Raw genomic sequence first — 23,345 nt, 5'->3', positions numbered from 1 at the left:
GCGTGCTAGTACCGTGCCCTTATAGGGCTGATGGAAGCCACCGGCTAAGCCGGTGGTTATGACTTGTCAGGCTGCTCCCCACAAGCAGATTAGCCCTGCTTCCGCGGCAGCCGGAGGGCGAAAGTGGTGCCTTCGCCCACGGCGCTCTCCACCCAGATGTCCCCGCCGTGGGCCTCCACCAGGGACTTGGAGATGGAGAGCCCCAGGCCTGCGCCGCCGGAGCGGCGGGTCCGGGAGGATTCGCTGCGGTAGAACCGGTCGAACACATGGGGCAGATGCTCCTCCGGGATGCCCGGGCCGTTGTCCCGCACACTGAGCTCGGCGCTGTCCTTGCGGGCGGCCAGGGTGAGGGAAATCCGGCCCGTTTCCGGGTCTGTATGCTGGACCGCGTTGTGGAACAGGTTCAGCACCACCTGTTTGATTTTGTCCGGATCATACACCCCCTGCACCTTGGGCTGGACGGAGATGAGAACCTCCCGTTTGCCTGCCAGCATCCGCAGTTGGGGCTCCATCTCCCGGATCAGCTCGTCCAGGGCCGTGTCCTTAAAGGTCAGCTGAGGCGCCCGGTCAAGCTTGGCCAGGAGCAGCAGATCCTCCACCAGCTTGTTGATCCGTTTGGATTCGCCGTGCATGCTGGAGAGGGCGCTTTGGAGCTGCCCGGGGTTGTTCATGGCCCCGCGGAGCAGCACCTCCAGGAAGCCGTGAATGGAGGTCAGTGGGGTCCGCAGCTCATGGGAGGCGTCGGCAATAAAGCGGGCCATCTGCTCCTTGGCCTCCCGTTCTGCCCGGAAGGAATCATCCAGGCGCTTCAGCATTCCGTTGAAGGAATTGGCCAATTGGTCAATTTCCTCCTGGCCTTGGCCGATAGGCAGCCGTTCGTTCAATGTGCCTGCATCCGTCCGCTGGACCGCGCTGACCATCCGGGACAGAGGCACCAGCGTCCGCCGGATAACCGGCAAATACAGGCCAATGCCGGCCAGAAGGGCCGCTGCCGACAGGACGACAAAAATCATCAGCTGCTGCAGCACGGTATCATCCAAAGACGACGTAGGTATGCTCATCTGGATAAAAGTATCCCCGGTTCGGCCAGGTGCTCCCAAGGTAGAGCGGAAAACCACCAATTGCCGGCCTGAGCCGTCGCTGCCGTCCGCCACCCAATATTGGGGTTTGTTGTTGGCCTTTACCTCCTGCAGAATTTCGGCATATTGCTCCTTGGAGATGGAGGGCATCGGATGGCCGCCTTCCTCGGACAGCCGGGTTACATTGCCATTGATGTCCACTGTGGCCAATGCCGTATCCGGCAGAAAAAAGTACGGCCGCCGCCCTTCCCCATTAACCGGCTCCAATGAAGAATCTGCCGGTGCTGCCGGCTGATTCTGCGCCGGAGCGCCCCCGTTGACGCCGGGGAGCTTTTCCAGCCGCTGGCCCTGGTTTTGCCTGTCCTTGCGGTCGGGCATAGGCTCGGCCCCCACCAGCTCCCGGGGCACCGAATTCATTTGAGTGAACATGGCCTCCGCCTGATTTTTGTAGAGAAAATTCTTCATGAACCAATACTGAAAGACGCCGATGGACAGAAGCAGCACCGCCATGATCAACAGGGAGCGGGTAACCAACTGGTAGCGCAGGGAATGGGGGACCACCAGCCGCCGCATCCGCCGGGCCAGGGTTTTCATGGCAGATCAACCCGGTAGCCCGAACCCCGGAGTGTCCGGATCAGCTTATGTTCCTTGTCCTCCAATTTCTCCCGCAGGGAACGGATGTACACCTCCACAATATTTTCCTCCCCGCCAAAATCATAGCCCCATACGGAGTCCAAAATTTTCGCCTTGCTCAGCACAATGCCATGATTAATCACCAAATAGTGAAGCAGCTCGTATTCCGTAGGAGACAGCTCCAGCACCTGCCCCCGGTAGCTGATCTCCTTGCGCCTGTCGTCCAGCCGGAAGGGCCCGTGGTTTACTTCGCCCAAAAGGCTCGGGAACTGGTTGCGCAGTCTGGCGTGAATCCGGGCCAGCAGCTCCTCGAAGCTGAAGGGCTTGACCAGGTAATCGTCGGCTCCCAGCCCCAGCCCCTTCACCCGGTCCTCGATTTCATCCTTGGCGGTGAGCATGATGATGGCGGCGTTAATTCCGGTTTTGCGCATCATCCGGCAGGCCTCAAAGCCGTCCATTCCTGGCATCATCACATCCAGAATCACCACCTGGGGCTGGAATTCCGCAGCCGCATTCACCGCCATCAAGCCGTCCGGCGCAGTTCTTACCTCGAATCCCTCATTCACCAGACCCAGCTCAAGAAATTGCAAGATATGCGGTTCATCATCCACAAGCAGTATTTTGACACCTTTGGTCATTTTCATGGCGCTTCTCTCCTAAATGTAAGTTGCCTTTCTGTTTCAGATGGGGATTGTTTTTTACATTATATAAGGCGTAGCTGAAGATTGTCTGAAGGCCTGCTGAAGCTGTGCTGAACAGCCTTTTCCCGGTAGGGCGGGCGCTGATTTTCAGGCAACATTCAGCCTGCCTTCATGACCGCTTCAGATAAAAGGATCAGAATAGAAAGCAATCGGCAACAACATTATACCAAACCTTTTCCTCATATTTTCTACAAAAAAACAGAAAGGCGGCGGACGGCATGCAATGGCTTCGCAAAACAAGATTGGACCTTCCATTGGCGCTTATCGCCCTGCTCGCGGCGTTTCTGAACGGGTACGGCATTTGGAATGAGCAATATGCCAACTCTTATTACACAGCTGCTGTAGCCAGTATGCTGCAGAGCTTTCATAATTTTTTCTACGGGTCCTTTGACCCCGGCGGCTTCGTGACGGTGGATAAGCCTCCGGTGGTCTTCTGGATTCAAACGGCCAGCGCCGCCTTGTTCGGCGTCCATGGCTGGAGCGTCATTCTGCCCCAGGCGCTGGCAGGCGTCGGCTCCGTGTTGCTGATGTATGCGCTGGTAAAGCCCACCTTCGGACAGGGGGCGGCGCGGCTGGCGGCATTGGTTTTGGCCTGCACCCCCATTGCCGCGGCGGTAAGCCGGACCAACAATATCGACAGCATGCTGGTATTTGCTCTTCTGGCAGGCACCTGGCTGCTGTTTCGCGGAGTGCGCAGGAAAAGCCTGTGGCTCTTGATGGCCGCTTTTGCCGTAGTCGGCCTGGGCTTCAACATGAAGATGCTGCAGGCGTATCTGGTGCTGCCCGCCTTTTATCTGTTCTACCTGATCGGATACCGCGTCAATTGGAAAAAGAAGTTGGCCGGTCTGGCGGCGGTGACGGCATCGCTTCTCCTCGTATCTCTTTCATGGCCGGTGATTGTGGACATGGTTCCGGCGGACCAACGGCCTTATGTGGGCAGCAGCCAGACCAACTCGGTGCTGGAGCTGGCCTTTGGCTACAACGGCGTTTCCAGACTGACCGGCGACCGGGGCACAGGCGGCGGCAACGGTGGGGACGGCGGTGGCGGCGGACGCGGCATGATGAATATGCAGCCGGGAGGCGGTATGGATGATGCCGCCAACGGCGCAGCCTCCCGGCAGGACGGCATGCAGCCGCCGCAGAACGATTCGTCCGGGCAGAGCGGAGCCCAACCGACCCCCCGGGACGGACGGGCCCAGCCGGAGGGCGGGCAAATGCCCCAGGCTGGACAAAACCGCCAGGACGGAGGCCAAATGCCCGAAGGCGGGCAGATGCGCCAGGACGGAGGGGGACAGATGCCTGAAGGCGGGCAGATGCGCCAGGACGGACAGACCCGCCAGGACGGGGGAGGGCAGCTGCCCCAGGACGGCCAGATGAACCGCGGCGGCGGCCAGGGTGGCGGCATGTTCGGCACCGGAACCAAAGGCGTGTTCCGGCTCTTCCAGACCGAGCTGTCCGGCCAGGCCAGCTGGATGATCCCCTTTGCCTTCATTGGAGCGGCAGGCGTGTTGGCAAGCATACGCAGAAGGAATATAACCGAGGCCCATAAGGAAACGGCATTTTGGTTGGCCTGGCTGGTTCCCGGGATGATATTCTTCAGCATTGCCGGTTTTTTTCACCATTATTATCTGATTATGCTGGCTCCGCCCATTGCGGCCATGAGCGGGGCAGGCTGGATGGAGCTGTGGCGCAGATACCGGGAGAATGCGGGCTGGACAGTCTGGCTGTTCCCGGCAGCCGTAGCGGCAACGGCAGCGCTCCAGTGGTATTTCGTGCAGCCGTATGACAGCCAATTCGGCAGCGGCTGGTCCATGGCTGTGGCTGCTGCAGGCGGCGCAGCGGCCGGCTTTCTGATCCTGGCGAAGCTGCTCAAGAAAACCGTACCCGCAGCGGCAGCCGTACTGGCCTTTCTGGTGCTGCTCATCGCTCCCCTGTATTGGGCCGCCACACCCATTACCTACGGGCAGAGCGCCCAGCTTCCCCAGGCGGGACCGGGCACCTCCAGCCGCGGCGGCGGATTTGTCGGAGGAAGAGGCGGCGAGTCCGCCAGTATCGACGAAGGGCTGTATCAATATCTCACGGCGCATCAGACCGGGGAAACCTTCCTGTTTGCTACCACCCGCTACAATACGGCGGTTCCGTATATCATCGAAAAAGGCGCAGCGGTGATGGCCATGGGAGGCTACTCCGGCTCTGATCCGATTCTCACCGAGGAATCCCTTACGGCCATGGTGGCCGAGGGAAAAGTGAAATATTTCCTGATATCCAATAACGGCGGTCCGGGAGGCGGCAGCTCCGGGCTGACCCAGTGGATTACCTCCCACGGCAAAGCTATTTCGGAGAGCGAGTATGGCGGCAGCAGCGGAACGTTATATGAAGTGACACTTGACTGAATCTGAAGGAGGATGAACTGTATGGCCGGAAAAGTCCGTTATTCCGTTGTGATTCCCATGTACAATGAGGAAGAAGTCATCGAAGGAACGTACCGCCGTTTGAAAAAAGTGATGAGTACCGCCGGCGAGCCCTACGAGCTCTTGTTTGTCAACGACGGCAGCCGGGACAGGTGTGCGGAAATTATCCGGGAATATGCCTTTTGGGACAGCAATGTCCGGCTCCTGGAATTCTCCCGCAACTTCGGCCATCAGGTAGCCATCACCGCCGGTATGGACCATGCCGCGGGAGATGCGGTGATTCTTATCGATGCCGATTTGCAGGACCCGCCCGAGCTGATTCTCCGGATGATCGCCAAGTGGAAGGAAGGCTATGACGTGGTCTATGCCCAGCGGCTGAAGCGCAAGGGGGAAACCTGGTTCAAGCGGGCTACCGCCAGCGCCTTTTACCGGGTGCTGCGGACCTGCACGGATACGCCGATCCCCGTGGATACCGGAGATTTCCGGCTGATGGACCGGAGGATTGTGGATGAAATGAAGCGGTTGCCCGAAAAGAACCGTTTTGTCCGGGGGCTGGTCAGCTGGGTGGGCTTTCGGCAGACCGCCATCGAGTATGAGCGGGAGGAGCGGCTGGCTGGAGAGACCAAGTACCCTTTCCGCAAAATGATGAAGCTGTGCCTGGACGGCATTACCTCTTTTTCCTCCAAGCCGTTGAAGCTTGCCGGGTATGCGGGGGCGTTGATGTCCGCAGCGGGTTTTGTGTATCTGGTCTATATCCTCTGCCTGGCCGTATTTACCGACAGCGCCGTAAAGGGCTGGACCTCGCTGATGGGAATCACCCTGCTGCTGGATGGGGTCATTTTGCTGATGATGGGCATTCTGGGGGAATATGTGGGACGGATTTACGATGAAAGCAAAAACCGGCCGCTGTATATTCTGAAGGAAGGCGGCGCCCAGGAGAAAAAGCCGGAGCCGGTTCGCTACCGGACGGTGGAGAACCAACGAGGTTAAATCCCCAAATGAAAACCAGGAGGGATCGCCATGAAAATCAGGAAAGCCGTTATACCCGCCGCCGGCCTGGGAACCCGGTTTCTTCCGGCCACCAAGGCGCAGCCCAAGGAAATGCTGCCGGTGGTCGACAAGCCGGCCATTCAATACATCGTGGAGGAAGCGGTCCGCTCCGGCATTGAAAGCATTATTATCGTCACCGGCCGCAACAAAAAGGCCATCGAGGACCATTTCGACCGGTCTGTGGAGCTGGAGCAGGCGCTGGAGGACAAGGGGAAGACAGCGCTTCTGGAGGAGGTCCGGGCCATCAGCAATATGGCCGCCATCCATTATATCCGCCAGAAGGAGCCCCTGGGCTTGGGCCATGCGGTGCTGTGCGCCAGGCAGTTTATCGGGGATGAGCCCTTCGCCGTGCTGCTGGGGGACGATATTATGGTCTCCGACCCTCCCGCCCTGGAGCAGATGATCCGGGTCCATGACCGGATTGGCATGCAGATGGTGGGGGTTCAGCCCGTCCCCGCCGCAGAGGTGGGCAAGTATGGCGTCATTGCCTCCGGCGGGCCCCAAAATGGGCTGCACGAGGTTACCGGTCTGGTGGAAAAACCGCCTGTCCATGAAGCTCCCTCCAACCGTGCGGTGATGGGAAGATATATTCTGCATCCGCAAATTTTTGAGATCCTGGAAACTATGGACAAGGGAAGAGGCGGAGAGTACCAGCTGACGGACGCGCTTCATGCCGCCTGCGGCAGGGAGGGGCTTTTGGCTCTGGAGCTGAAGGGACGGCGGTATGATATCGGCGACAAGCTGGGTTATATTCAGGCGGTGCTGGAAATGGGACTGGCCCGGGAGGATTTGAGAGAACAGCTGAAGCCTTATTTAATGGGGCTGGCCGACAGCCTGCGTCCTGCCCAGGCGGCCCGCTCCGGCAGCGAAGGGCTGCTTCGCCGGGCCAACCGGTAAGTTTCTGGCCGACCGGGCGGCATACGAAGCTGGAAGGCCAGATGTCCAAATGCAAAAGTGCATTTATTTTCTGAGTCAGCCGCTAACTTGGAGGGCCAAAATGCAAAAGTGCATTTATTTCCCGCGAATGCCGCCCGTGTGGCGGTTTCACCGAAAAATAGCTGCATTTATGCAGGATAGGAGCGCAAAAGCGGGTTTACGGTCAAAAATAACTGCACTTTTGGAGGATAGCCCGCCGCTAAATCACTCAAATTCTCCGCATCCCCCGCTTATATTGACCCCGCCCATTCCCCTGTGTACAATAAATCCAAAACACCATGGGGGCGCAAGCGCACATGAAAATTGGGTTCCGCACCTTAAAAACCGCCGTTGGCGTTGCCTTATCCGTCTTCATTGCCCAGTCTCTGGGCTTGCAATATTTTACCGCGGCGGGAATCCTGACCCTGCTCTGCATCCAGAAGTCCCGCAAGCAATCCTTTCAGGCGGCTTTAAGCCGCCTATTTGCGTGCCTAATATCGCTGTTTGCCTCCACCCTGCTGTTTGAGGCCATCGGCTATGGGGCTTACGGCTTTCTGGTGCTGCTGCTTTTTTTCATTCCGTTGACAGTGCGCCTGCGCATCCAGCAGGGGATTGCCAGCAGCATCGTCATCGTCATGCACGTCTATATGCACAGTCAATGGGAGTGGAGCTTTTTTCTGAACGAAATCTGCGTCATTCTCATCGGTCTGGGCGTGGCTTTGGCCGTCAACTGGTACATGCCCAGCATCGACAAGGAGTTGAACCGGTACAAGGATCAGGTGGACGGGCTCATTGCCGCCATCCTGAAGGAGGTTTCCCTGTATCTGAAGGAAGGGCGAACCCAATGGGACGGCAAGGAACTGCTGCTTCTGGGCGACACTCTGCGCAAGGCCTCCGAGCTGGCGCTGCTGGATGACGAGAACAGCCTGCACCGCAAAGACAATTCTTACCGCTATTATTTTGAGGAGAAGCGCCGCCAATATGAAATTCTCGACCGGATGCTGCCGGCGGTTTCCGGCATCTCCATCCAGCTTGAGCAGGGCTTCCGCATCGGGGAGCTCATCGAAGAGATGAACGCCCACATGAGCAGCGGCATCTCCTCCCCCCATCTGCGGGAGAAGCTGCGCGGCATCCGGGACTATCACAAGCTCCTGCCCATGCCCGTCACCCGGGACGAATTCGAGAACCGGGCCAGTCTGTACGCTGTTGCCAACGAGCTGGAGCGGTTTATGGAGACGTTGTAGGGGGAATAAATGGGAGGAGAGCTTCATGCGCGGCAGGAAGAAAAGGAAGCGAACCGATCAGAAAACGGATCATGCAGGATTGCTTGAGCAAGACGAGAATTTTTATTTTATTGCCGGATATACGGCTGGAGGCTTCGCCTATGGGGTCACATGGGAGCAATATGAGGAACATGAGGCAGAACAAGGAGGAGGGTTGATAAACATGAACGAAGCGGGAGATGATCACGTGAAGGAATTGAAATTGAACAAGCAGCAGTTTCAGGAGCTCGTGGATACCTTTGGCATGTACATAGAAGGAATGGAGTCCTTCCTGAATATCGAAACCGGCGATGTGGTCATGCTGCGGACGTTTGATCAGGATCAGGATGAGGAAGACGAAGAATTAAGCGAAATGGTTGAAGAAGGGTACAACGAAATTTACTTTTCGATACCGCAGCTGGAATCGTTTGAAGGATTTGAGGATATGGTTGATTTTGCCGCAACGGTTGAAGACGAGCAACTGAAATCTACATTAATGTATATCTTGAATGGCGGTAAGGGAGTATTCCGCAGATTCAAGGACGCCTTATCCTCGGACAGAAAGCAGTTGGAGCGCTATTACCGCTTTGTGGAAGAGCGGAATGGCGTGCGCGTCTCGGATTGGTTGGAGTCCATTGATGTGAAGCTGATTCTGGAGTGATGGGGCAATGCAGCACTGCGATCTCAATCTGAGATGCTGCAGTGCTTTTTTTAACACGTATCTTTCGTTCTTGTGCCCGTAGGGAAATCATGCTATCCTAAAACTGATCAATGATCAAATCAGTGATCAGTTTTAGCGCGGTGAAATGGCGGTGACGAAAGGAGCTGCAGATGAAGAAAGCGGAGGAAATGAAGGAACGGATTATCCGGAGCACCATCCGGCTTATTGAGCAGGGGAACGGCAATATCGGAGAGATCACCACCCGGATGATCGCCGAAGAGGCGGGAATCGGGATCAGCCTGCTCCACTATCATTTTCAGACCAAGGAGCGGCTGGTGGAGCTTTGTGTGCAGCGGATTATTACCGGGGTGATTGAGGATTTCCGCCCTTCCATAGCTGCGGCGGACACCCAGCTTGCCCGGGTGAAGGCGGTGGCCAGGCAGGTGGCCGATTTTCTTGCGGCTAATCCGGCTATCTCGCGGATTTCGATTCTTGGCGATCTGAACCATCCCGCGCCCGGCGACAACACCGCTCTTACCATGGCGGGTTTTGCCGCAGCCTGGAGGGGAGGCGCCAGCGCCGGGGAGCAGGACTGCAAACCTGCAGTATTTGCTTTAACGGCTTTGATGCAGGCCGCATTTCTGAGGAAGGAATTGAGCAAGGAGCTGTTCGGCTATGATATGGAAAATAAAGAGGAGCGGGACCGCTTTATCGGCTGGATGGCGGACCGCTTATTCGGGAGCGATGTTCATGAATCATAAATTCGGCTTGATTGCATCATTATCTGCGCTGATCTGTACGCTCTTGTTTTTTGTGGGGCTGATCACCTGGAACGACAGTCTGAATTACTGGTCCTGCCTGGTGCTGAGCTGGGCATACATCGGGACGGCTTGCGCTCTTGCCCAGGAGGCTCCGGCAGACCGGAAAGGGGTAGCGGGAGCAGGCATTGCCATTGCCGCCGTCTATTCCCTACTGACCAACCTGGTCTATTATACCCAAGTGACCACAGTGGCACAGGGAACGGCAAATGCGGAGGTGCTCCGGGTGCTGCGTTTTCAGCAGGGAAGCTGGATGTTTGGTCTGGACCTTCTGGGATACGGCCTGATGGGTTTATCTACCTTCTTGATCGGCTTGTCCATGGTGCCTGCCGCAGCCGGGGATAAAATACTGAAATGGCTGCTGCTGCTCCACGGCATCTTTTTCCCCGCATGTGTGCTGATGCCGGTGCTGGATATTTTTCCGGAGGGAAGCGGCGGCAATGCGGGGGTATATGCCCTGATGGGATGGTGCGTTTATTTTGCGCCTGTAATGGCCTTGTCTGCCCGGCACTTCCGGCGGCAGAGCCGCGGGAGTATGGATCGTAAGATTGTGTAAAAGGAGTGACAGCAGCATGTTTTTAGCGATTCAGCTTCCTGCTGCGGAACTCAGCGGCTCTTATGGCGGCAAAAGCGGGAATTTGGATGTTTTACGGAGCTGCTTTAAGAGCCGCTCAGTTCCGTTTTGCGCTCTTCCGGGAGGCAGGCGATTCCTGGAAAACCAGAAGATTTATTGGTGTCTTGTTGCCCTTTATGCCCCATGGTATAATTTTAGCGACATAGACCGGAAGCGGATACCCACAGGGACTTGCGGAAGGAGATCGGTATGGGCGCAAAAGCATGGATTCTGAACATTCCGAGGCTTTTCAGGTTTATCCGGAAAATCTCCCTGCGCAAATGGCTGCTGCTGGTGAGACGGCGAAGCATGGAAATTCTCCGCAGCTTGTTTGCCAGGCTGCTGATGGGCCACAAAGAGCTGGAGGAGCGCCAGGAAATTCTCCTGCAGAACCGGGAGCTTTCTCTATTGAATGAGCTCAGCGGGCAGGTCCGTTCCATTCCGGAAATGAAGGGAATGCTCGAGCAGTTTTTGAAGCGGGCTGTTACCGATCTTCAGCTCCATTCGGCTGTGATTCAAATTAACGTGGTGGGTGAATACCTCGACCTGCCTTACAAAATTGTGGAATGCCCCTGCGACCGCTGCGAGCGTCTCCAGGGACGCGAATGTTATTGCTCGATTGTGTCCATCTACTATCTGGTGTTTCCCGTAGGAGGAACGGACAACCGGATCGGCCAGCTGGCCGTATGCAGCTATCTGCCGCTGAATGCCCAGTCCGTCAATGTCCTCCAGTCCCTGGCCAACCAGATTTATGTTACCGCGGAGAACCTCCGGTTATGGCATGAGCTCAAGCAAAAGGAAGCGCTCCGGCTGCAGCTTCTGGACAAGGTCATTCAGGCCCAGGAGGAGGAGCGGAAGCGCATTGCCCGGGAGCTGCATGACGAAACCAGCCAGTCCCTTACCTCCATTCTGCTGGGATTAAGCGTGCTGGCGGACAAAAAGACGGAGGCGGAGCGGCACGAGCATCTTCGGGGCCTGCGGCAAATGGTGCAGGAAACCCTGGAGGAGGTCCACGATCTGGCTTGGCAGCTGCGGCCCAGTGTTTTGGACAAATACGGTCTTGCCATAGCGTTGGAAAGATATATGGAGCAATACCGGAGCAAATACGGGATTGACACGGATTTGTGCATAGTGGGACTGGATGAGGTCAGATTGCCCATGGAGATTGAAATCTCCGTTTACCGGATTATCCAGGAAGCGCTGACCAATGTGGCCCGCTATGCAAGAGCGCGGAATGTGAGCGTCATTATCAGCCGCAAGCAATGCCAGCTTTCCGTCATCATCGAGGATGATGGGGCAGGCTTCGATGTGGAGCAGGTTCTGGGGCGGGAGCCGACCCGGTCCAATCTGGGCTTGCGCGGGATGCAGGAGCGGGCGGTTCTGCTGAACGGGACACTGAAGATTGAATCCGGCTTTGGATCGGGAACGACGGTATTCGTCAACCTGCCGTTGTTTGCCGGCAAAGAAACCTATGCAGGCTGACTGGCCTCTGTTTGGAAGGAGCGGCATTATGCAACCCATACGAGTTCTGTTGGCGGACGACCATCCGCTGTTCCGCTCTGGTCTCAAGAATGTGCTTCAGGCGGACCCGGCCTTCAATATTGTCGGGGAAGCCAGCCGGGGAGACGAAGCGCTGCTTCTGGCCCGGGGCTGCAAGCCCGATCTGGTCATCATGGACGTGAGCATGCCGGTGATGGACGGCATCGAATGCACCAGGCAGCTGAAGGAGCATGATCCTTCCATTAAAGTGCTGATGCTCTCCACCTATTCCGATGATGCCTATTGGCAGGAAAGCATGGAGGCCGGCGCCTCCGGTTATGTGCTGAAGCGGGCGGTGGACACGGAGCTGATCATCGCCATCCGGGCGGTGATGGAGGGGGAGCGCTACATTTATCCCACCCTCTTGGGCGGGTTCTGCAAACCCGGAGGCAAAGCGGCTGCCGATGAGGTGCAGGAGGAGGTGCTGAGCCCGCGGGAGCAGGAGGTGCTGCTGCTGATTGCCTTGGGCCATACCCAGCAGGAAATCGCCGAGCAGCTGACAGTCAGCATCAAAACCGTGGATTCCTACAAAACCCGAATCCGCGAGAAGCTCAATCTCACCAAACGTTCGGACATGGTCCGTTACGCGCTGAAGCATAATATCATTTCCGATAAAACCGTGTAGGGGCTCCGGCTCCGGCACGGTTTTTTAGCATATCGGAAGGCGCAATTTCAGTAAGACACATCTGATTGGCGATAAAAACAACATCCAAGGACGAACTGCGCGGCACGGGCGGTGCACATGTCCCCTATTGACGGCTGCGGAGAACAGGCTGTCTGATGGGCGCGGACAGAGCATCCGTTATTTTCCGCGGATGGCCCTTTTCCAGATTTTCACGGACAGACGCTCCGCTATTTCGCACCAGAAGCACAGGGCACCCCCGTTTTTTCACACTTAGCGGATTCTGTGTCCACCCCCAACCCAAAAGGGTGAATTTTTGTGAAATAACGGAATCTGGGTCCGTACAAAAAGATGTGTGGCGCAAGGGCACGGGAGGGCTTTCCGGGAAACCGACCGCCTTCTGGACAAACGCACGCCGCCGCAAGAACGCCGCCGGATAACTATCCCCGTTTCCCATCTGAAAAAACTCCCATCTTCGACAATTTATTCACGATGCAGCAGGTCTTTGTCTGGTCCGGAGCGAATACATTAAGTGCTGAAGGGCAGGTGATGAGATGGATCTGTGGCTGATTTGGCTAATAGTGGCCGGTCTTCTGGTTATTGCGGAAATGCTGACGCTGACCTTTTATCTGCTGTGGCTGGGGCTGGGCGCATTGGTGGCCATGATAGTGGATTTAATTTTCCCGGGCGCTTGGGTGGCGGAGGTGGTCACCGGCTGTGTGGTTGCGCTGCTGCTGACGGTGTTTACCAAACCGTTGACCAGGCGGATTGTGAAGGCGAGAGGATTCAAGGATGCCGTTGACGAGCTTGTGGGCAAGGAAGGGACCGTGATTGAGGAGATCGAGGCGGGCCGGCGGGGAATTGTCAAGGTTGGCGGCGAGCTGTGGAGTGCGGAGTCGGACGAAAGTTTGCAGAAGGGCGAGACAGTAGTGGTATTGGCTCGTGGAAGCGCTTTATTGCAGGTAACCAAAAGAGGAGGCTGACGAAATGATTTATGCCATTCCTATCCTGATTGTTGTGCTGGCAGTTGTGTTTATATCGCTGTCGGTCAAAATCATCCCGCAGCAGAAGGTTGGCGTTGTGGAAAGACTGGGCAAGTTCAATCATCTGCTGACGCCGGGCATCAATATCCTGATTCCGATTATCGATCATGTGCGGACCTATCACGATTTGCGCGTCCAGCAGGCCAATGTGCCGCCGCAAACCGTCATTACCAAGGACAATGTCCAGGTCAAAATCGATACCATCATCTTTTACCAGGTGACGGGACCGGAGCAGGCTACATACGGAATTTCCGATTACGTATACGGGGTGCGCAACATCACCACGGCTACCATGCGGCAGATTATCGGCAAGATGGAGCTGGATGAAACCTTGTCCGGACGGGAAAAAATCTCTACCGATATCCGGGTCGCCTTGGATGAGGCTACGGAAAAATGGGGCGTGCGGATCGAGCGGGTAGAGGTTATCGATATTCAGCCGCCCAGCGACATTCAGGATGCCATGGATAAGCAAATGAAGGCGGAGCGCAGCAAACGGGCCATGGTGCTGGAAGCGGAGGCGGCCAAGCAGGATATGATTTTGCGCGCCGAGGGCAACAAGCAAAGCCAAATCCTGAAGGCAGAGGGCGAGAAGGAAGCCCGCATCCGGCAGGCGGAGGGCGTCCGGCAGGCCAAGGAGCTGGAGGCTCTGGGGGAAGCCAAGGCGATTCAATCCATCGCCGACGCCGAAAAGCTCCGCATCCAGCTCCTGCGGGAGGCCGGGCTTGACGAGCAGGTGCTTACATACCGCGCCTTGGAAGCATTGGGCGAGGTGGCTAACGGCGCTGCCAACAAGGTGTTCATTCCCACCAAGGCGGTGGAAACTCTGGGCAGCATCGGCGCCATCGGCGAAATGCTGAAGGGGAGCAAATAAGGCAAGAGGATAAACACGGGTCATCTGGAAGAGGCTTTCGGGGGTGACCCGTTGTTTCATATGTAGGAAATGTCCATAATTGGGACTTACTGCAGGGGATTTGGTATGGTACAATGCAAGAGCAATAGAATAGGCTTGCAAGGGCGGTCGGCTAATCTCCCGGTTAGCATATGCTTACGAAGCAGGCTTTCTCACGAAAGCCCTCGGGTGATGCCTGTGGAGGTTAAAGACGCTTTGACGCTCATGATTAGCTTCGGTGCGCTGCTTGTTGCGCTGCTGACGTTGATTGTGGCCATCGTCGTAGCGGTTAACCATAACACAAAGAAATAGACCGCCCTGGTCAAAGGTAGCGGTCTATTTCTCCGACCAATAAACCTAAAAGCCGACCGCCTTTCAAGCGGCTGTTGCGCGGGAGAGTCGTGTTCTCAGCACGGCTCTCTTTGCATTGTTGGCTGTTTCTAACTCCAGTATACCATGCACATTTAATGCGGCGCAATGAGGCGAGTGGAATCTTGCTCTCAGTTTCGTGTAGGGAAATTCCCGGCAGGAATTTCCGGTTTTTCCTATAGCGCAACCCTAAGCGATGTGCGATGATGGTTGTAAAGGCTTACAAATGTTGAAGGAAACGCAACATGGAGGTGAGCAAGGTGGCCGGCAGGAAGACCATTTATGAAGCGGCAATGGAAAGAGGGGTTACCCGGCGGGATTTTCTGAAGATGTGTACGGTGCTTACAGCGGTAATGGGGCTGGATATCGCCTTCGAGGAAAAGGTGGTCAAGGCGGTGGAAGCGGCCAAGCGGGTTCCGGTAATCTGGCTGCAGATGCAGGATTGCACGGGCTGCTCGGAATCTTTTATCCGGACGACGCATCCCAGGCTGGAAAGTGTCTTGTTCGATATGATCTCGCTGGAGTACAGCGAGGTGCTGTCCGCAGCCTCCGGGCATCAGGTGGAGGAGGCACGCAAGAAGGTGATTGAAGAGTATGCCGGAGAATATGTGCTGGCGGTGGAGGGCAGTGTGCCCAAAAGCGCCGAATATCTGATGGTGGGAGGCGTTCCCGCCAAGGACGTGCTCCTGGAAACGGCGGCCAAGGCCAAGCTGATTCTCGCCTACGGCAGCTGCTCCTCCTGGGGCGGCATTGCCGCGGCAGGGCCCAACCCCACGGGAGCCATGCCCATTACCGATGTGATCAAGGATAAACCGGTGATCCGGGTGCCGGGCTGCCCGCCCATCGCCGAAGTGATGACCGGCGTCATTGCCCATGTGCTGACCTTCGGAGCGGTTCCGGAGCTGGACAGCCAGGGTAGGCCCAAGGCTTTTTATCGGCACCGCATTCATGACAAATGCAACCGGCGCGCTTATTTCGATGCCGGGCTGTTTGTGGAGTCTTTCGACGATGAGGGGCTGAGGCAGGGGTATTGCCTCTATAAGGTGGGCTGCAAAGGTCCCACCACGTATAATTCCTGCGCCGAAATGCGCTGGAACGGAGGGGTGAGCTATCCCATCCAGTCCGGCAATCCCTGCATCGGCTGTTCGGAGAACGCCTTCTGGGACATGGGGCCCTTCACCACCCGGGTATCCCAGATTCCCGGCACCCAGACCACCATCAATCCGGATCTGGTGGGAGTGGGCCTGTTGGGCGCGACAGTAGGCGGCGTGGCCGTTCATGCAGGCGCCACAGCCGTCAAAAAAATGCTGGATGAAAAGAAGCGCGGAGCGGCAAGCGGCCATGATGAAGCGGCAAGCCCCGTTGACGAGAAGCCGAAGAAAAGCGGTCCCCCTCCGGGGCAGGGCCCGAATAGCGGGATAGGAGGCGGCGCATCGGTATGAGCGAACGAATTGTAGTTGACCCGGTTACCCGGATCGAAGGCCATTTGCGGATTGAAGCGGATATTGATAACGGCGTGATCAAGGACGCCTTCAGCTCGGGCACGGCCATCCGCGGCCTGGAGCTGATTGTGAAGGACCGGGACCCCCGGGACGTGTGGGCGTATGTGCAGCGGATTTGCGGCGTGTGCACCACCACCCATGCCCTGGCTGCCGTCCGGTGTGTGGAGGATGCGCTGGACATCAAGATTCCCCGCAACGCCCATTTGATCCGGGAAATTATGAACGGAACCCTTATGATGCATGACCATGTGGTCCATTTTTATCATCTGCACGCCTTCGATTGGGTGGACGTGGTCAATGCCCTGAAGGCCGATCCCAAGGCCACCAGCACCCTGGCCCAGTCCATCTCCAAGTGGCCCAAGTCCTCGCCCGGCTACTTCAAGGATATTCAGGACAAGGTGAAAAAGATTGTGGACAGCGGCCAACTGGGCATTTTCGCCAACGGATATTGGGGACATTCCGGCTACCGGCTGCCGCCTGAGGTGAATCTCCTGGCCGTGGCCCATTATCTGGAGGCGCTGGACTGGCAGAAGGAGATCGTCAAGATCCATACCATCTTCGGCGGAAAAAATCCCCATCCCCACTATCTGGTGGGCGGGATGGCCACCCCTATCGACATCAACAGCGACAACGGCATCCACGCCGAGCGCCTGATGCATGTGTCCCAGCTGATTGACCAGGCCATCGAGTTTGTGGAGCAGGTGTATCTGCCTGATTTGCAGGCTATCGGGTCATTTTATAAGGATTGGACCTATGGCGGCGGACTGGACAATTACCTGTGCTACGGGGATTTCTCCAAAGGCGATATCCGGGATATCGGCATGTACCGTATGCCCCGGGGCATCATTCTAGGCGGCAATCTCAACGAAATTCACGACGTGGACCCCAGGGACCCGGAGCAGATCAAGGAATGGATCGATTTCTCCTGGTATACCTACGGCGGCAAAACCACCGGCGGTCGCCATCCTTGGGAAGGGGAAACCACTTTCCACTATACGGGACCGAAGGGCCGGTACGATACATTGAACACCAACGACAAGTACAGTTGGCTCAAAACCCCCCGCTGGAAGGAGCAGCCCATGGAAACAGGGCCCCTGGCCCGGGTTATGGTGGGCTATGCGGCCAAGAAGGATGAGTTTGTCCAAAGCGTGGACAACAGCTTAAGAAAGCTGGGCGTGCCTCTCTCTGCGTTGAAATCGGCGTTGGGCCGGACTTTGGCCCGGGGGTTGGAGGCCCAGATTGTGGGCGGCTGGCTCCGCAGCGATATGGATGAGCTGTTGAAAAATATCAAAAACGGCGATCAGACCACCTTCAACAAGGCCAAATGGGAACCCTCCTCCTGGCCGAAGAAGGCCCAGGGCGTCGGCTGGATCGAAGCGCCCCGGGGCGCGTTGGGGCACTGGATCAACATCGAAAACGGCAAAACCGCCAACTACCAGGCAGTGGTCCCCTCCACCTGGAACGCCTCCCCCCGGGACGGCAAAAATCAGAAGGGCGCCTACGAGGCGGCGCTTACCGGAACGCCTGTGGCGGATAAGCATCAGCCCTTGGAGATTCTGCGGATCATCCATTCCTTTGACCCCTGTCTGGCCTGCGCGGTGCATATGACGGATTTGCAAAATCAATCTGCCGTAGACATACGGATCGGATAGGGGGAAGGACCATGAGCATGATCGACCATCATGGGGCAGACCATCCCAAATCGGAGATTGTACTCAAGGGCAAGCGGAAGGTGAAGATGGAGGAGCTGTCCAAGGACGTGGTCAAGGTATACGTCTGGGAGCTGCCGGTGCGGATTTTCCACTGGATCAACGCCGGCGCCATCATGCTTCTCATTCTGACCGGCCTGTACATCGGCAATCCCATTGTAGGCTCCACCACCGGCGAGGAGGCCTATTATACCTTCGTGATGGGCTGGGTCAGGTACATCCACTTTTTTGCGGCGTTTCTGTTTACCGCCAATATGATTTTCAGGCTGTATTGGGTCTTTAAGGGCAATTCCTTCGTCACCACCAATGCGTTGAAACCGGCCTTCTGGAAAGAAACCTTGCAGACAGTGAAATTTTACCTTTTTATGAAAAACCGCAAGCCCCACTATACCGGACATAACCCGCTGGCGCAGCTGACCTATTTGGTGCTGATGGGCGGCGGCTCCATTGTGGCCATGTTTACCGGGTTTTATCTGTATTTCGAGCCGCAGCCGGAATCCTTCTTCGGTAAGCTGTTTGCTTGGGTGCCCTTCATCTTCGGGGGAAGCTTCTCGGTCCGCTCCTGGCATCATCTGATGGCATGGGTCTTCATCATTTTCATCGTGATCCATGTGTACCTGTCCTTCCGGGAGGATTGGCTGGAGAAAAACGGCACCATGAGCTCCATCTTCACCGGCTTCAAAACCGAGAAGAAGGATAAGGTGGAAACCCACGAAGGAGTGGACCCGAATGCTCTGGAGGCGGCGGAAAAGGATGCGGAGCATGAGTAGCGGGAGCGGCGAATTGGCCAATGCGGCGCTGACGGATCTCTGGAACGGTGAGATCGGCTTGCAGGGAGACGGAACCCAGCCGGAGAAGATAACGGTAATCGGGCTGGGCAATACCCTTTACACCGATGAAGGGGTGGGCATCCATGTGCTGCCTCTCCTGGAGGAAATCCTGGCCGGGACGGAGAACATAGAGATCATCGAAGGCTCCACCGACGGCATCAGGCTGCTTGGACCGGTGGAGGACACAGACCAACTGATTCTGCTGGATTCCATCAACGGCGGAGCGCCTCCGGGCCATCTGTACACTGTAGAGCGAGAGGATATCCCGGCATATTGCAATGTGAAAATGTCGGTGCATCAGTTGGGCTTCCAGGAGGTGCTGTTTGCCGCCCGCATCCGGGAGCGGCTGCCGGCAAGAATGGTGCTGTTCGGCGTGCAGCCCGCCTCTCTGGAATTCGGCATCGGCCTGTCGGACACGGTGCGCGGACGTCTGGCTGGACTGGCGGAGCTGGTAAACCGGCAGGTCCGGGAATGGAGGAGTGCCCCTTGGACCGCAGGGAATTTATGAGAGAGCTCCGAAGGGGCGTCACCGGGGCCATCCGGGAAGCGGCGGGGCCTTTGGTGGAACGGGATGTGAAAAAGCTGACCCAGTTGGCCGACAAGCTGAGCGGGCATGAGTATCATACCGTTGCTCCGCCCCGTATCTGGCCGGTGATGGAGCAGTCGGCAGGCCATCCGTTCCTGCTGAATCAGGAGGACGGGGAGTGGAGGGCGTACAGCGCGGTTTGTCCGTCCTGCAAGCAGCATTTACATTTTTTGTCCTATGCGGCTGAGCTGAAATGCTTTGCTTGTGACCAGAATTACCGTCTGGGCGAGGATACCCGGCTTGCCCTGCTTCCCGTGAGGCGGGCCAATGCGCTTCTTCAGGTGGGGCTGCCCGCAAGGGAGGCGTTCTGATGCACGAGCTGTCGCTGATGGGCGATGTCCTTGCCCTGGTGAAGCGGGATGCGGAAGCCCGCGGCTTTGCGGAAATTACCCGGGTGCGGCTGTTGGTAGGCGACTTGAGCAATGCCCTGCCAGATGCGCTGGAGATGGCCTTTGACATGTATAAAGCGGAAGGAACGGCCATGCTTGCTTCGGAGGCGCAGCTTGCCCTGGAGCTCCGGCAGGCCCGGGCTACCTGTGTGCTGTGCGGGCTGGATTATGTGCCGGAGCGAAGTGCGGCTGCGGCAATGTGCCCGGTATGCCGCTTCCCCGGCGGCCGGATTACCGAAGGTGAGGAATTCAAGGTCTTATCCTACGAAGGGAGGTAGGGGTCTGGCGAAGTCTGTCCGACGAAAGGAACAAGCGAATAAATATTCATGATGAAATGACTGGGAGGGAAAGAATGACTTGAGGGCGAGTTTTTTTGGCGGCTTTGACACCTTAAACATTCAATTAAAATCAAAACCGACAAAAACTGTTTGAGCATCCAAGGCATTGCTTTCCCGGTAAGGAATGAAATCCGATGATTATTGATTCGCTTAAGCAACACCGTCGGACAGACTTCTAGCGGCAGACTCCGGTCCGTCCATGGAAATTGTGTTGAATGAGGATGTGCTGAAGGACAACAATACTGCGGCAGCGTATATCCGGGAGCAGCTTGCGCGCCACAGGGTGCTGGCCATCAATCTGATGAGCTCCCCCGGCGCAGGCAAAACCACGCTGCTGGAGGCAACCATCAGGCGGCTTGCCCCGCGTTTTAGAGTGGGCGTTATCGAAGGGGATTTGGCTACGGAGAAGGATGCGGACCGCATCCGCGCCCTGGGCGTCAATGCGGTGCAGATCAATACCGGCGGCGGCTGCCATCTGGATGCGAGAATGGTCACCAAGGTGCTTTCCCGTTTCCAACTGGAGGAGACGGATATTCTGTTTATCGAAAATGTGGGCAATCTGGTTTGCCCCTCCGGCTATGACCTGGGGCAGAACCATAAGGTGGCGGTGCTCAGCGTTCCCGAGGGCAACGATAAGATTCCCAAGTATCCGACCATGTTTATGCGGACGGGTTTGGTGCTGCTGAACAAAGTCGATCTTCTTCCTTATGTGGATTTCAGTGTGGAGGCGGCCCGTGAGGATCTGTTTCAAATGAACCCGGAATCGGCGCTGATCCCGTTGTCGGCCCGCACCGGGGAAGGGATGGAGCTGTGGACGGCATGGATCGAGGCCAGACTTGCGGACATCAGGAACGGTGCGGCGGAGGCGGGACAGCCAGGCTGAAGGCGGGAACCGGCCTTGCGGCAGGGATAGCTGTGGAGTCGGAGCCTGAGCCTAAGGCAGCCGGAGCGGCTTCCGGTTTATCGGAGAAGAAGGGCGGTTCAACCCGGGAAGCGCTGCTGGTAACGGTGAAGGGCAGGGTCCAGGGTGTGGGCTTCCGGCCCTTCCTGTTCGGGCTGGCGGAGCGGTACGCTATCAGCGGCACCGTCCAGAATAATATGGACGGCATCCGCATGGAAGCGGAAGGAACGCTGCAGGCGCTGCAGGAGCTCCTGGCGGCTATCCGGCGGGAGGCTCCCCGGCTGGCCCGGGTGGACGAAATCCGGGCCGAGCCGCTGCCGGCGGAAGGGCGGTTGGGCTTCCGCATTGTGGCAAGCAGCCGGGAGGGAACCTCCTCCCTGGTGATTCCCGTGGATGCGGGGTTATGTCCCGACTGCCTGGCGGAGCTGAAGGACCCGGCCAACCGCCGCTACCGGTATCCGTTTATTACCTGCACCCAATGCGGTCCCCGCTACACCATCATCCGGGAGCTGCCTTATGACCGTCCGTATACCTCCATGAGCAGCTTTCCCATGTGTGAGGCTTGCCGGGCGGAATATGAGGATATATCGAACCGCCGCCATCATGCCCAGCCTATCGCTTGCCCCGAGTGCGGCCCGCGCTTGCGGCTGTACGCCATGGAAGAGCCCGCGCCGACGGTCTGGACGGCGCGGGATGGCGGGAGCTGCGGCGGCGCCCGGGAGGCGCTGGCGGAGGCCGATGAGGCGGTGCGCCAATGCGTCCGCCTGCTGCGCCAAGGCGCCATTGTCGCCGTGAAGGGCATCGGCGGCTATCATTTGGCCTGCGACGCCACCAACGGCCCGGCGGTGGCCCGGCTTCGTCAGCGCAAGCGGCGGCCGACCCGGCCGCTGGCGGTGATGGCGGCGGATGCGGCCATCGCCAGCCGGGCGGCAGTGCTGGGCAGCCGGGAGCTGCGGCTCTTGGCCTCGCCGGAGGCGCCCATCGTCATCGCCCGCAAGGCGGAGGCGGGGCCGCTTGCGGAGGCTGTGGCGCCGGGAATGGCAACGGTAGGGCTGATGCTGCCCTACACCCCGCTTCATGTGCTGCTGATGGAGGAGCTGCCCTTTCTTGTGATGACCAGCGCCAATCCTTCAAGCCAGCCTATTTTGTACCGGGATGAGGAAGCCTTCACCTATTTGGCCGGTATCGCCGATTACGTGCTTGCCCATAACCGTGAAATTCTTCACCCCCTGGACGATTCGGTGGTGCAGGTTATAGACGGCGAACCGGATATCCTCCGCCGGTCCAGAGGTTATGCCCCCGATCCGCTGGCTGCTCCCGTTGATTTGAGCGGAGTGGCCGCTTTGGGCGGGCAGCAGAAAAACACCTTTGCCCTGGGCAGAGGCAGGCAGCTTTTTACCGGACCCCATATCGGGGACATGGACAGTGTGGAGACCCAGGACCACTGGCAAAAGGAGCTGGCCCACTTCGTCAGGCTGCTGGGGGCGGAGCCGCAGCGGTCGGCGGCGGATTTGCATCCGGGTTATGAAACCGGGCGGATGAGCCGCAGCATAGGCCAGGAGACGGTTCAGGTTCAGCACCATCACGCTCATCTGGTTTCGTGTATGGCGGACAACGGGCTGCCTCCGGAGGAAGAGGTGTACGGGATTATTCTGGACGGAACCGGCTACGGTCCGGACGGCTGCATCTGGGGCTTCGAGGTCCTGGCCGGAAACGCAGCCGGCTGGCGGCGGCTGGGACATCTGCGCTATACCCCTTTGCCCGGCGGGAAAAAGGCGGTACAGGAGCCCTGGCGCAACGCCGTGGGGATGTTGGCGGCGCTTTTCCCGGAGCAGGCCCCGTTATGGGGCGAACAGCTATTTCCCGGGAAAAGCCGGGAGCTGCCGGTGATCGCCAGAATGGCCATCAACCGGATCAACAGCCCGAATGCAGGCACCTGCGGCAGGCTGTTCGACGCCGTATCCGCCATCCTGGGTCTGGTGACAGTTTCCGGCTATGACGGCGAAGCGGCTATCCGGCTGTCCGAGCTGGCGGCGTTTGCCCGCATGGACGGGGAGGATGCCATTCTGCCTTACGGGTATGCCGTCCGGGACAAGGAGGAGCAGGCGCTGGAGCTGGATATGGCGGAAGCCCTTGGCTGTATTGCGGAAGAACGGCTGGGCGGCCTGCCGTTGGAGGAGATCGCATTGCGCTTTCACGAAACGGTGGCCCAGGCTGCTGTGGAGCTTTTGCTGCGCGCCATAGAAAAAGATGGGAAAGCAGCGTTGAATCCCGCTTTCGTCCCCAAGGTGATGCTCTCCGGAGGCTCCTTCCATAACCCGTATCTGGCCAGGCGGATTCCCGCCTTGCTGCGGAGCCGGGGGTTGGCGCCTTACCGGCACCGCCTGGTGCCTGCGGGAGACGGCGGCTTGTCCGTGGGGCAGCTGATGGCTGCAGCCTTTGCAAGACAAGGCCAAGCAAAGGCAAGGCTAGGTTAGACGTCCGC

At 57.8% G+C, this 23,345-nt stretch carries 22 protein-coding genes; 20 read left to right on the top strand and 2 right to left on the bottom strand.

Features of this window, described 5'->3' with window-relative positions; genetic code table 11:
- Positions 1-89 precede the first annotated feature (89 nt).
- Together DQG13_RS11855 and DQG13_RS11850 are read right to left on the bottom strand one after the other, a co-directional pair.
- Positions 90-1,673 carry a sensor histidine kinase gene (locus tag DQG13_RS11855; RefSeq protein WP_113019964.1) on the bottom strand — a complete coding sequence of 528 codons (1,584 nt, stop codon included), beginning with the start codon at positions 1,671-1,673 and terminating at the stop codon, positions 90-92.
- Positions 1,670-2,356 carry a response regulator transcription factor gene (locus DQG13_RS11850; protein WP_113019963.1) on the bottom strand — a complete coding sequence of 229 codons (687 nt, stop codon included), beginning with the start codon at positions 2,354-2,356 and terminating at the stop codon, positions 1,670-1,672. The genes DQG13_RS11855 and DQG13_RS11850 overlap by 4 nt, the downstream gene beginning before the upstream one ends.
- A gap of 275 nt (positions 2,357-2,631) precedes the next feature.
- Here DQG13_RS11850 and DQG13_RS11845 point away from each other — a divergent pair, with 275 nt between their 5' ends.
- The 20 genes from DQG13_RS11845 (at position 2,632) to hypF (ending at position 23,337) form a co-directional block, all read left to right on the top strand.
- Positions 2,632-4,806, top strand: a complete 2,175-nt coding sequence (locus DQG13_RS11845) for a glycosyltransferase family 39 protein (RefSeq protein ID WP_113019962.1) — start codon at positions 2,632-2,634, stop codon at positions 4,804-4,806.
- A gap of 21 nt (positions 4,807-4,827) precedes the next feature.
- Positions 4,828-5,814: a glycosyltransferase family 2 protein gene (locus DQG13_RS11840; RefSeq protein ID WP_113019961.1), complete on the top strand. Its 987-nt coding sequence runs from the start codon at positions 4,828-4,830 to the stop codon at positions 5,812-5,814.
- Between the two features lie 30 nt (positions 5,815-5,844).
- Positions 5,845-6,771, top strand: a complete 927-nt coding sequence (gene galU, locus DQG13_RS11835; RefSeq protein WP_113019960.1) for a UTP--glucose-1-phosphate uridylyltransferase GalU — start codon at positions 5,845-5,847, stop codon at positions 6,769-6,771.
- Between the two features lie 335 nt (positions 6,772-7,106).
- Positions 7,107-8,033 carry an aromatic acid exporter family protein gene (locus DQG13_RS11830; protein WP_181592711.1) on the top strand — a complete coding sequence of 309 codons (927 nt, stop codon included), beginning with the start codon at positions 7,107-7,109 and terminating at the stop codon, positions 8,031-8,033.
- Between the two features lie 202 nt (positions 8,034-8,235).
- A complete protein-coding gene (locus tag DQG13_RS11825) occupies positions 8,236-8,712 on the top strand; it encodes a UPF0158 family protein (protein ID WP_258525636.1) in 477 nt (158 codons plus the stop codon).
- 170 nt (positions 8,713-8,882) lie between these two features.
- Positions 8,883-9,473, top strand: a complete 591-nt coding sequence (locus tag DQG13_RS11820) for a TetR/AcrR family transcriptional regulator (protein WP_113019957.1) — start codon at positions 8,883-8,885, stop codon at positions 9,471-9,473.
- Positions 9,463-10,086 (top strand): hypothetical protein, encoded by a 624-nt coding sequence (locus tag DQG13_RS11815; RefSeq protein WP_113019956.1) that lies wholly within the window; start codon positions 9,463-9,465, stop codon positions 10,084-10,086. The genes DQG13_RS11820 and DQG13_RS11815 overlap by 11 nt, the downstream gene beginning before the upstream one ends.
- Positions 10,087-10,353: 267 nt before the next feature.
- On the top strand, positions 10,354-11,625 hold the full coding sequence (locus DQG13_RS11810; RefSeq protein WP_113019955.1) for a sensor histidine kinase: 1,272 nt from the start codon (positions 10,354-10,356) through the stop codon (positions 11,623-11,625).
- A 28-nt stretch (positions 11,626-11,653) separates the two neighbouring features.
- Positions 11,654-12,307, top strand: coding sequence for a response regulator transcription factor (locus tag DQG13_RS11805; RefSeq protein WP_113019954.1), 654 nt, complete (start codon positions 11,654-11,656; stop codon positions 12,305-12,307).
- Positions 12,308-12,858: 551 nt separating this feature from the next.
- A complete protein-coding gene (locus DQG13_RS11800) occupies positions 12,859-13,287 on the top strand; it encodes an NfeD family protein (RefSeq protein WP_113019953.1) in 429 nt (142 codons plus the stop codon).
- Between the two features lie 4 nt (positions 13,288-13,291).
- Positions 13,292-14,218 carry an SPFH domain-containing protein gene (locus DQG13_RS11795; protein ID WP_113019952.1) on the top strand — a complete coding sequence of 309 codons (927 nt, stop codon included), beginning with the start codon at positions 13,292-13,294 and terminating at the stop codon, positions 14,216-14,218.
- Positions 14,219-14,434: 216 nt separating this feature from the next.
- Positions 14,435-14,548 carry a putative holin-like toxin gene (locus DQG13_RS31210; RefSeq protein ID WP_220094367.1) on the top strand — a complete coding sequence of 38 codons (114 nt, stop codon included), beginning with the start codon at positions 14,435-14,437 and terminating at the stop codon, positions 14,546-14,548.
- 302 nt (positions 14,549-14,850) lie between these two features.
- Positions 14,851-16,047, top strand: a complete 1,197-nt coding sequence (locus tag DQG13_RS11785; protein WP_113019950.1) for a hydrogenase small subunit — start codon at positions 14,851-14,853, stop codon at positions 16,045-16,047.
- Positions 16,044-17,759 (top strand): nickel-dependent hydrogenase large subunit, encoded by a 1,716-nt coding sequence (locus DQG13_RS11780; protein WP_113019949.1) that lies wholly within the window; start codon positions 16,044-16,046, stop codon positions 17,757-17,759. Before DQG13_RS11785 ends, DQG13_RS11780 begins: the two co-directional genes overlap by 4 nt.
- Before the next feature lie 11 nt (positions 17,760-17,770).
- The gene (gene cybH / locus DQG13_RS11775) at positions 17,771-18,586 is read left to right on the top strand and encodes a Ni/Fe-hydrogenase, b-type cytochrome subunit (protein WP_113019948.1); all 816 of its coding nucleotides are present in this window, start codon (positions 17,771-17,773) and stop codon (positions 18,584-18,586) included.
- A complete protein-coding gene (locus tag DQG13_RS11770; RefSeq protein ID WP_113019979.1) occupies positions 18,579-19,154 on the top strand; it encodes a HyaD/HybD family hydrogenase maturation endopeptidase in 576 nt (191 codons plus the stop codon). The genes cybH and DQG13_RS11770 overlap by 8 nt, the downstream gene beginning before the upstream one ends.
- Positions 19,151-19,543 carry a hypothetical protein gene (locus DQG13_RS11765; RefSeq protein ID WP_181592710.1) on the top strand — a complete coding sequence of 131 codons (393 nt, stop codon included), beginning with the start codon at positions 19,151-19,153 and terminating at the stop codon, positions 19,541-19,543. The genes DQG13_RS11770 and DQG13_RS11765 overlap by 4 nt, the downstream gene beginning before the upstream one ends.
- A complete protein-coding gene (locus tag DQG13_RS11760; RefSeq protein WP_113019946.1) occupies positions 19,543-19,899 on the top strand; it encodes a hydrogenase maturation nickel metallochaperone HypA/HybF in 357 nt (118 codons plus the stop codon). Before DQG13_RS11765 ends, DQG13_RS11760 begins: the two co-directional genes overlap by 1 nt.
- Positions 19,900-20,158: 259 nt before the next feature.
- Positions 20,159-20,842, top strand: coding sequence for a hydrogenase nickel incorporation protein HypB (gene hypB / locus DQG13_RS11755; RefSeq protein ID WP_113019945.1), 684 nt, complete (start codon positions 20,159-20,161; stop codon positions 20,840-20,842).
- A complete protein-coding gene (gene hypF / locus DQG13_RS11750) occupies positions 20,779-23,337 on the top strand; it encodes a carbamoyltransferase HypF (RefSeq protein WP_113019944.1) in 2,559 nt (852 codons plus the stop codon). Before hypB ends, hypF begins: the two co-directional genes overlap by 64 nt.
- The last annotated feature ends 8 nt before the right edge of the window (positions 23,338-23,345 follow it).

It is taken from the genome of Paenibacillus sp. YN15, assembly GCF_003285005.1.
GTDB lineage: Bacteria > Bacillota > Bacilli > Paenibacillales > NBRC-103111 > Paenibacillus_AR.
This window is presented reverse-complemented; position numbering and strand designations above follow the sequence as displayed.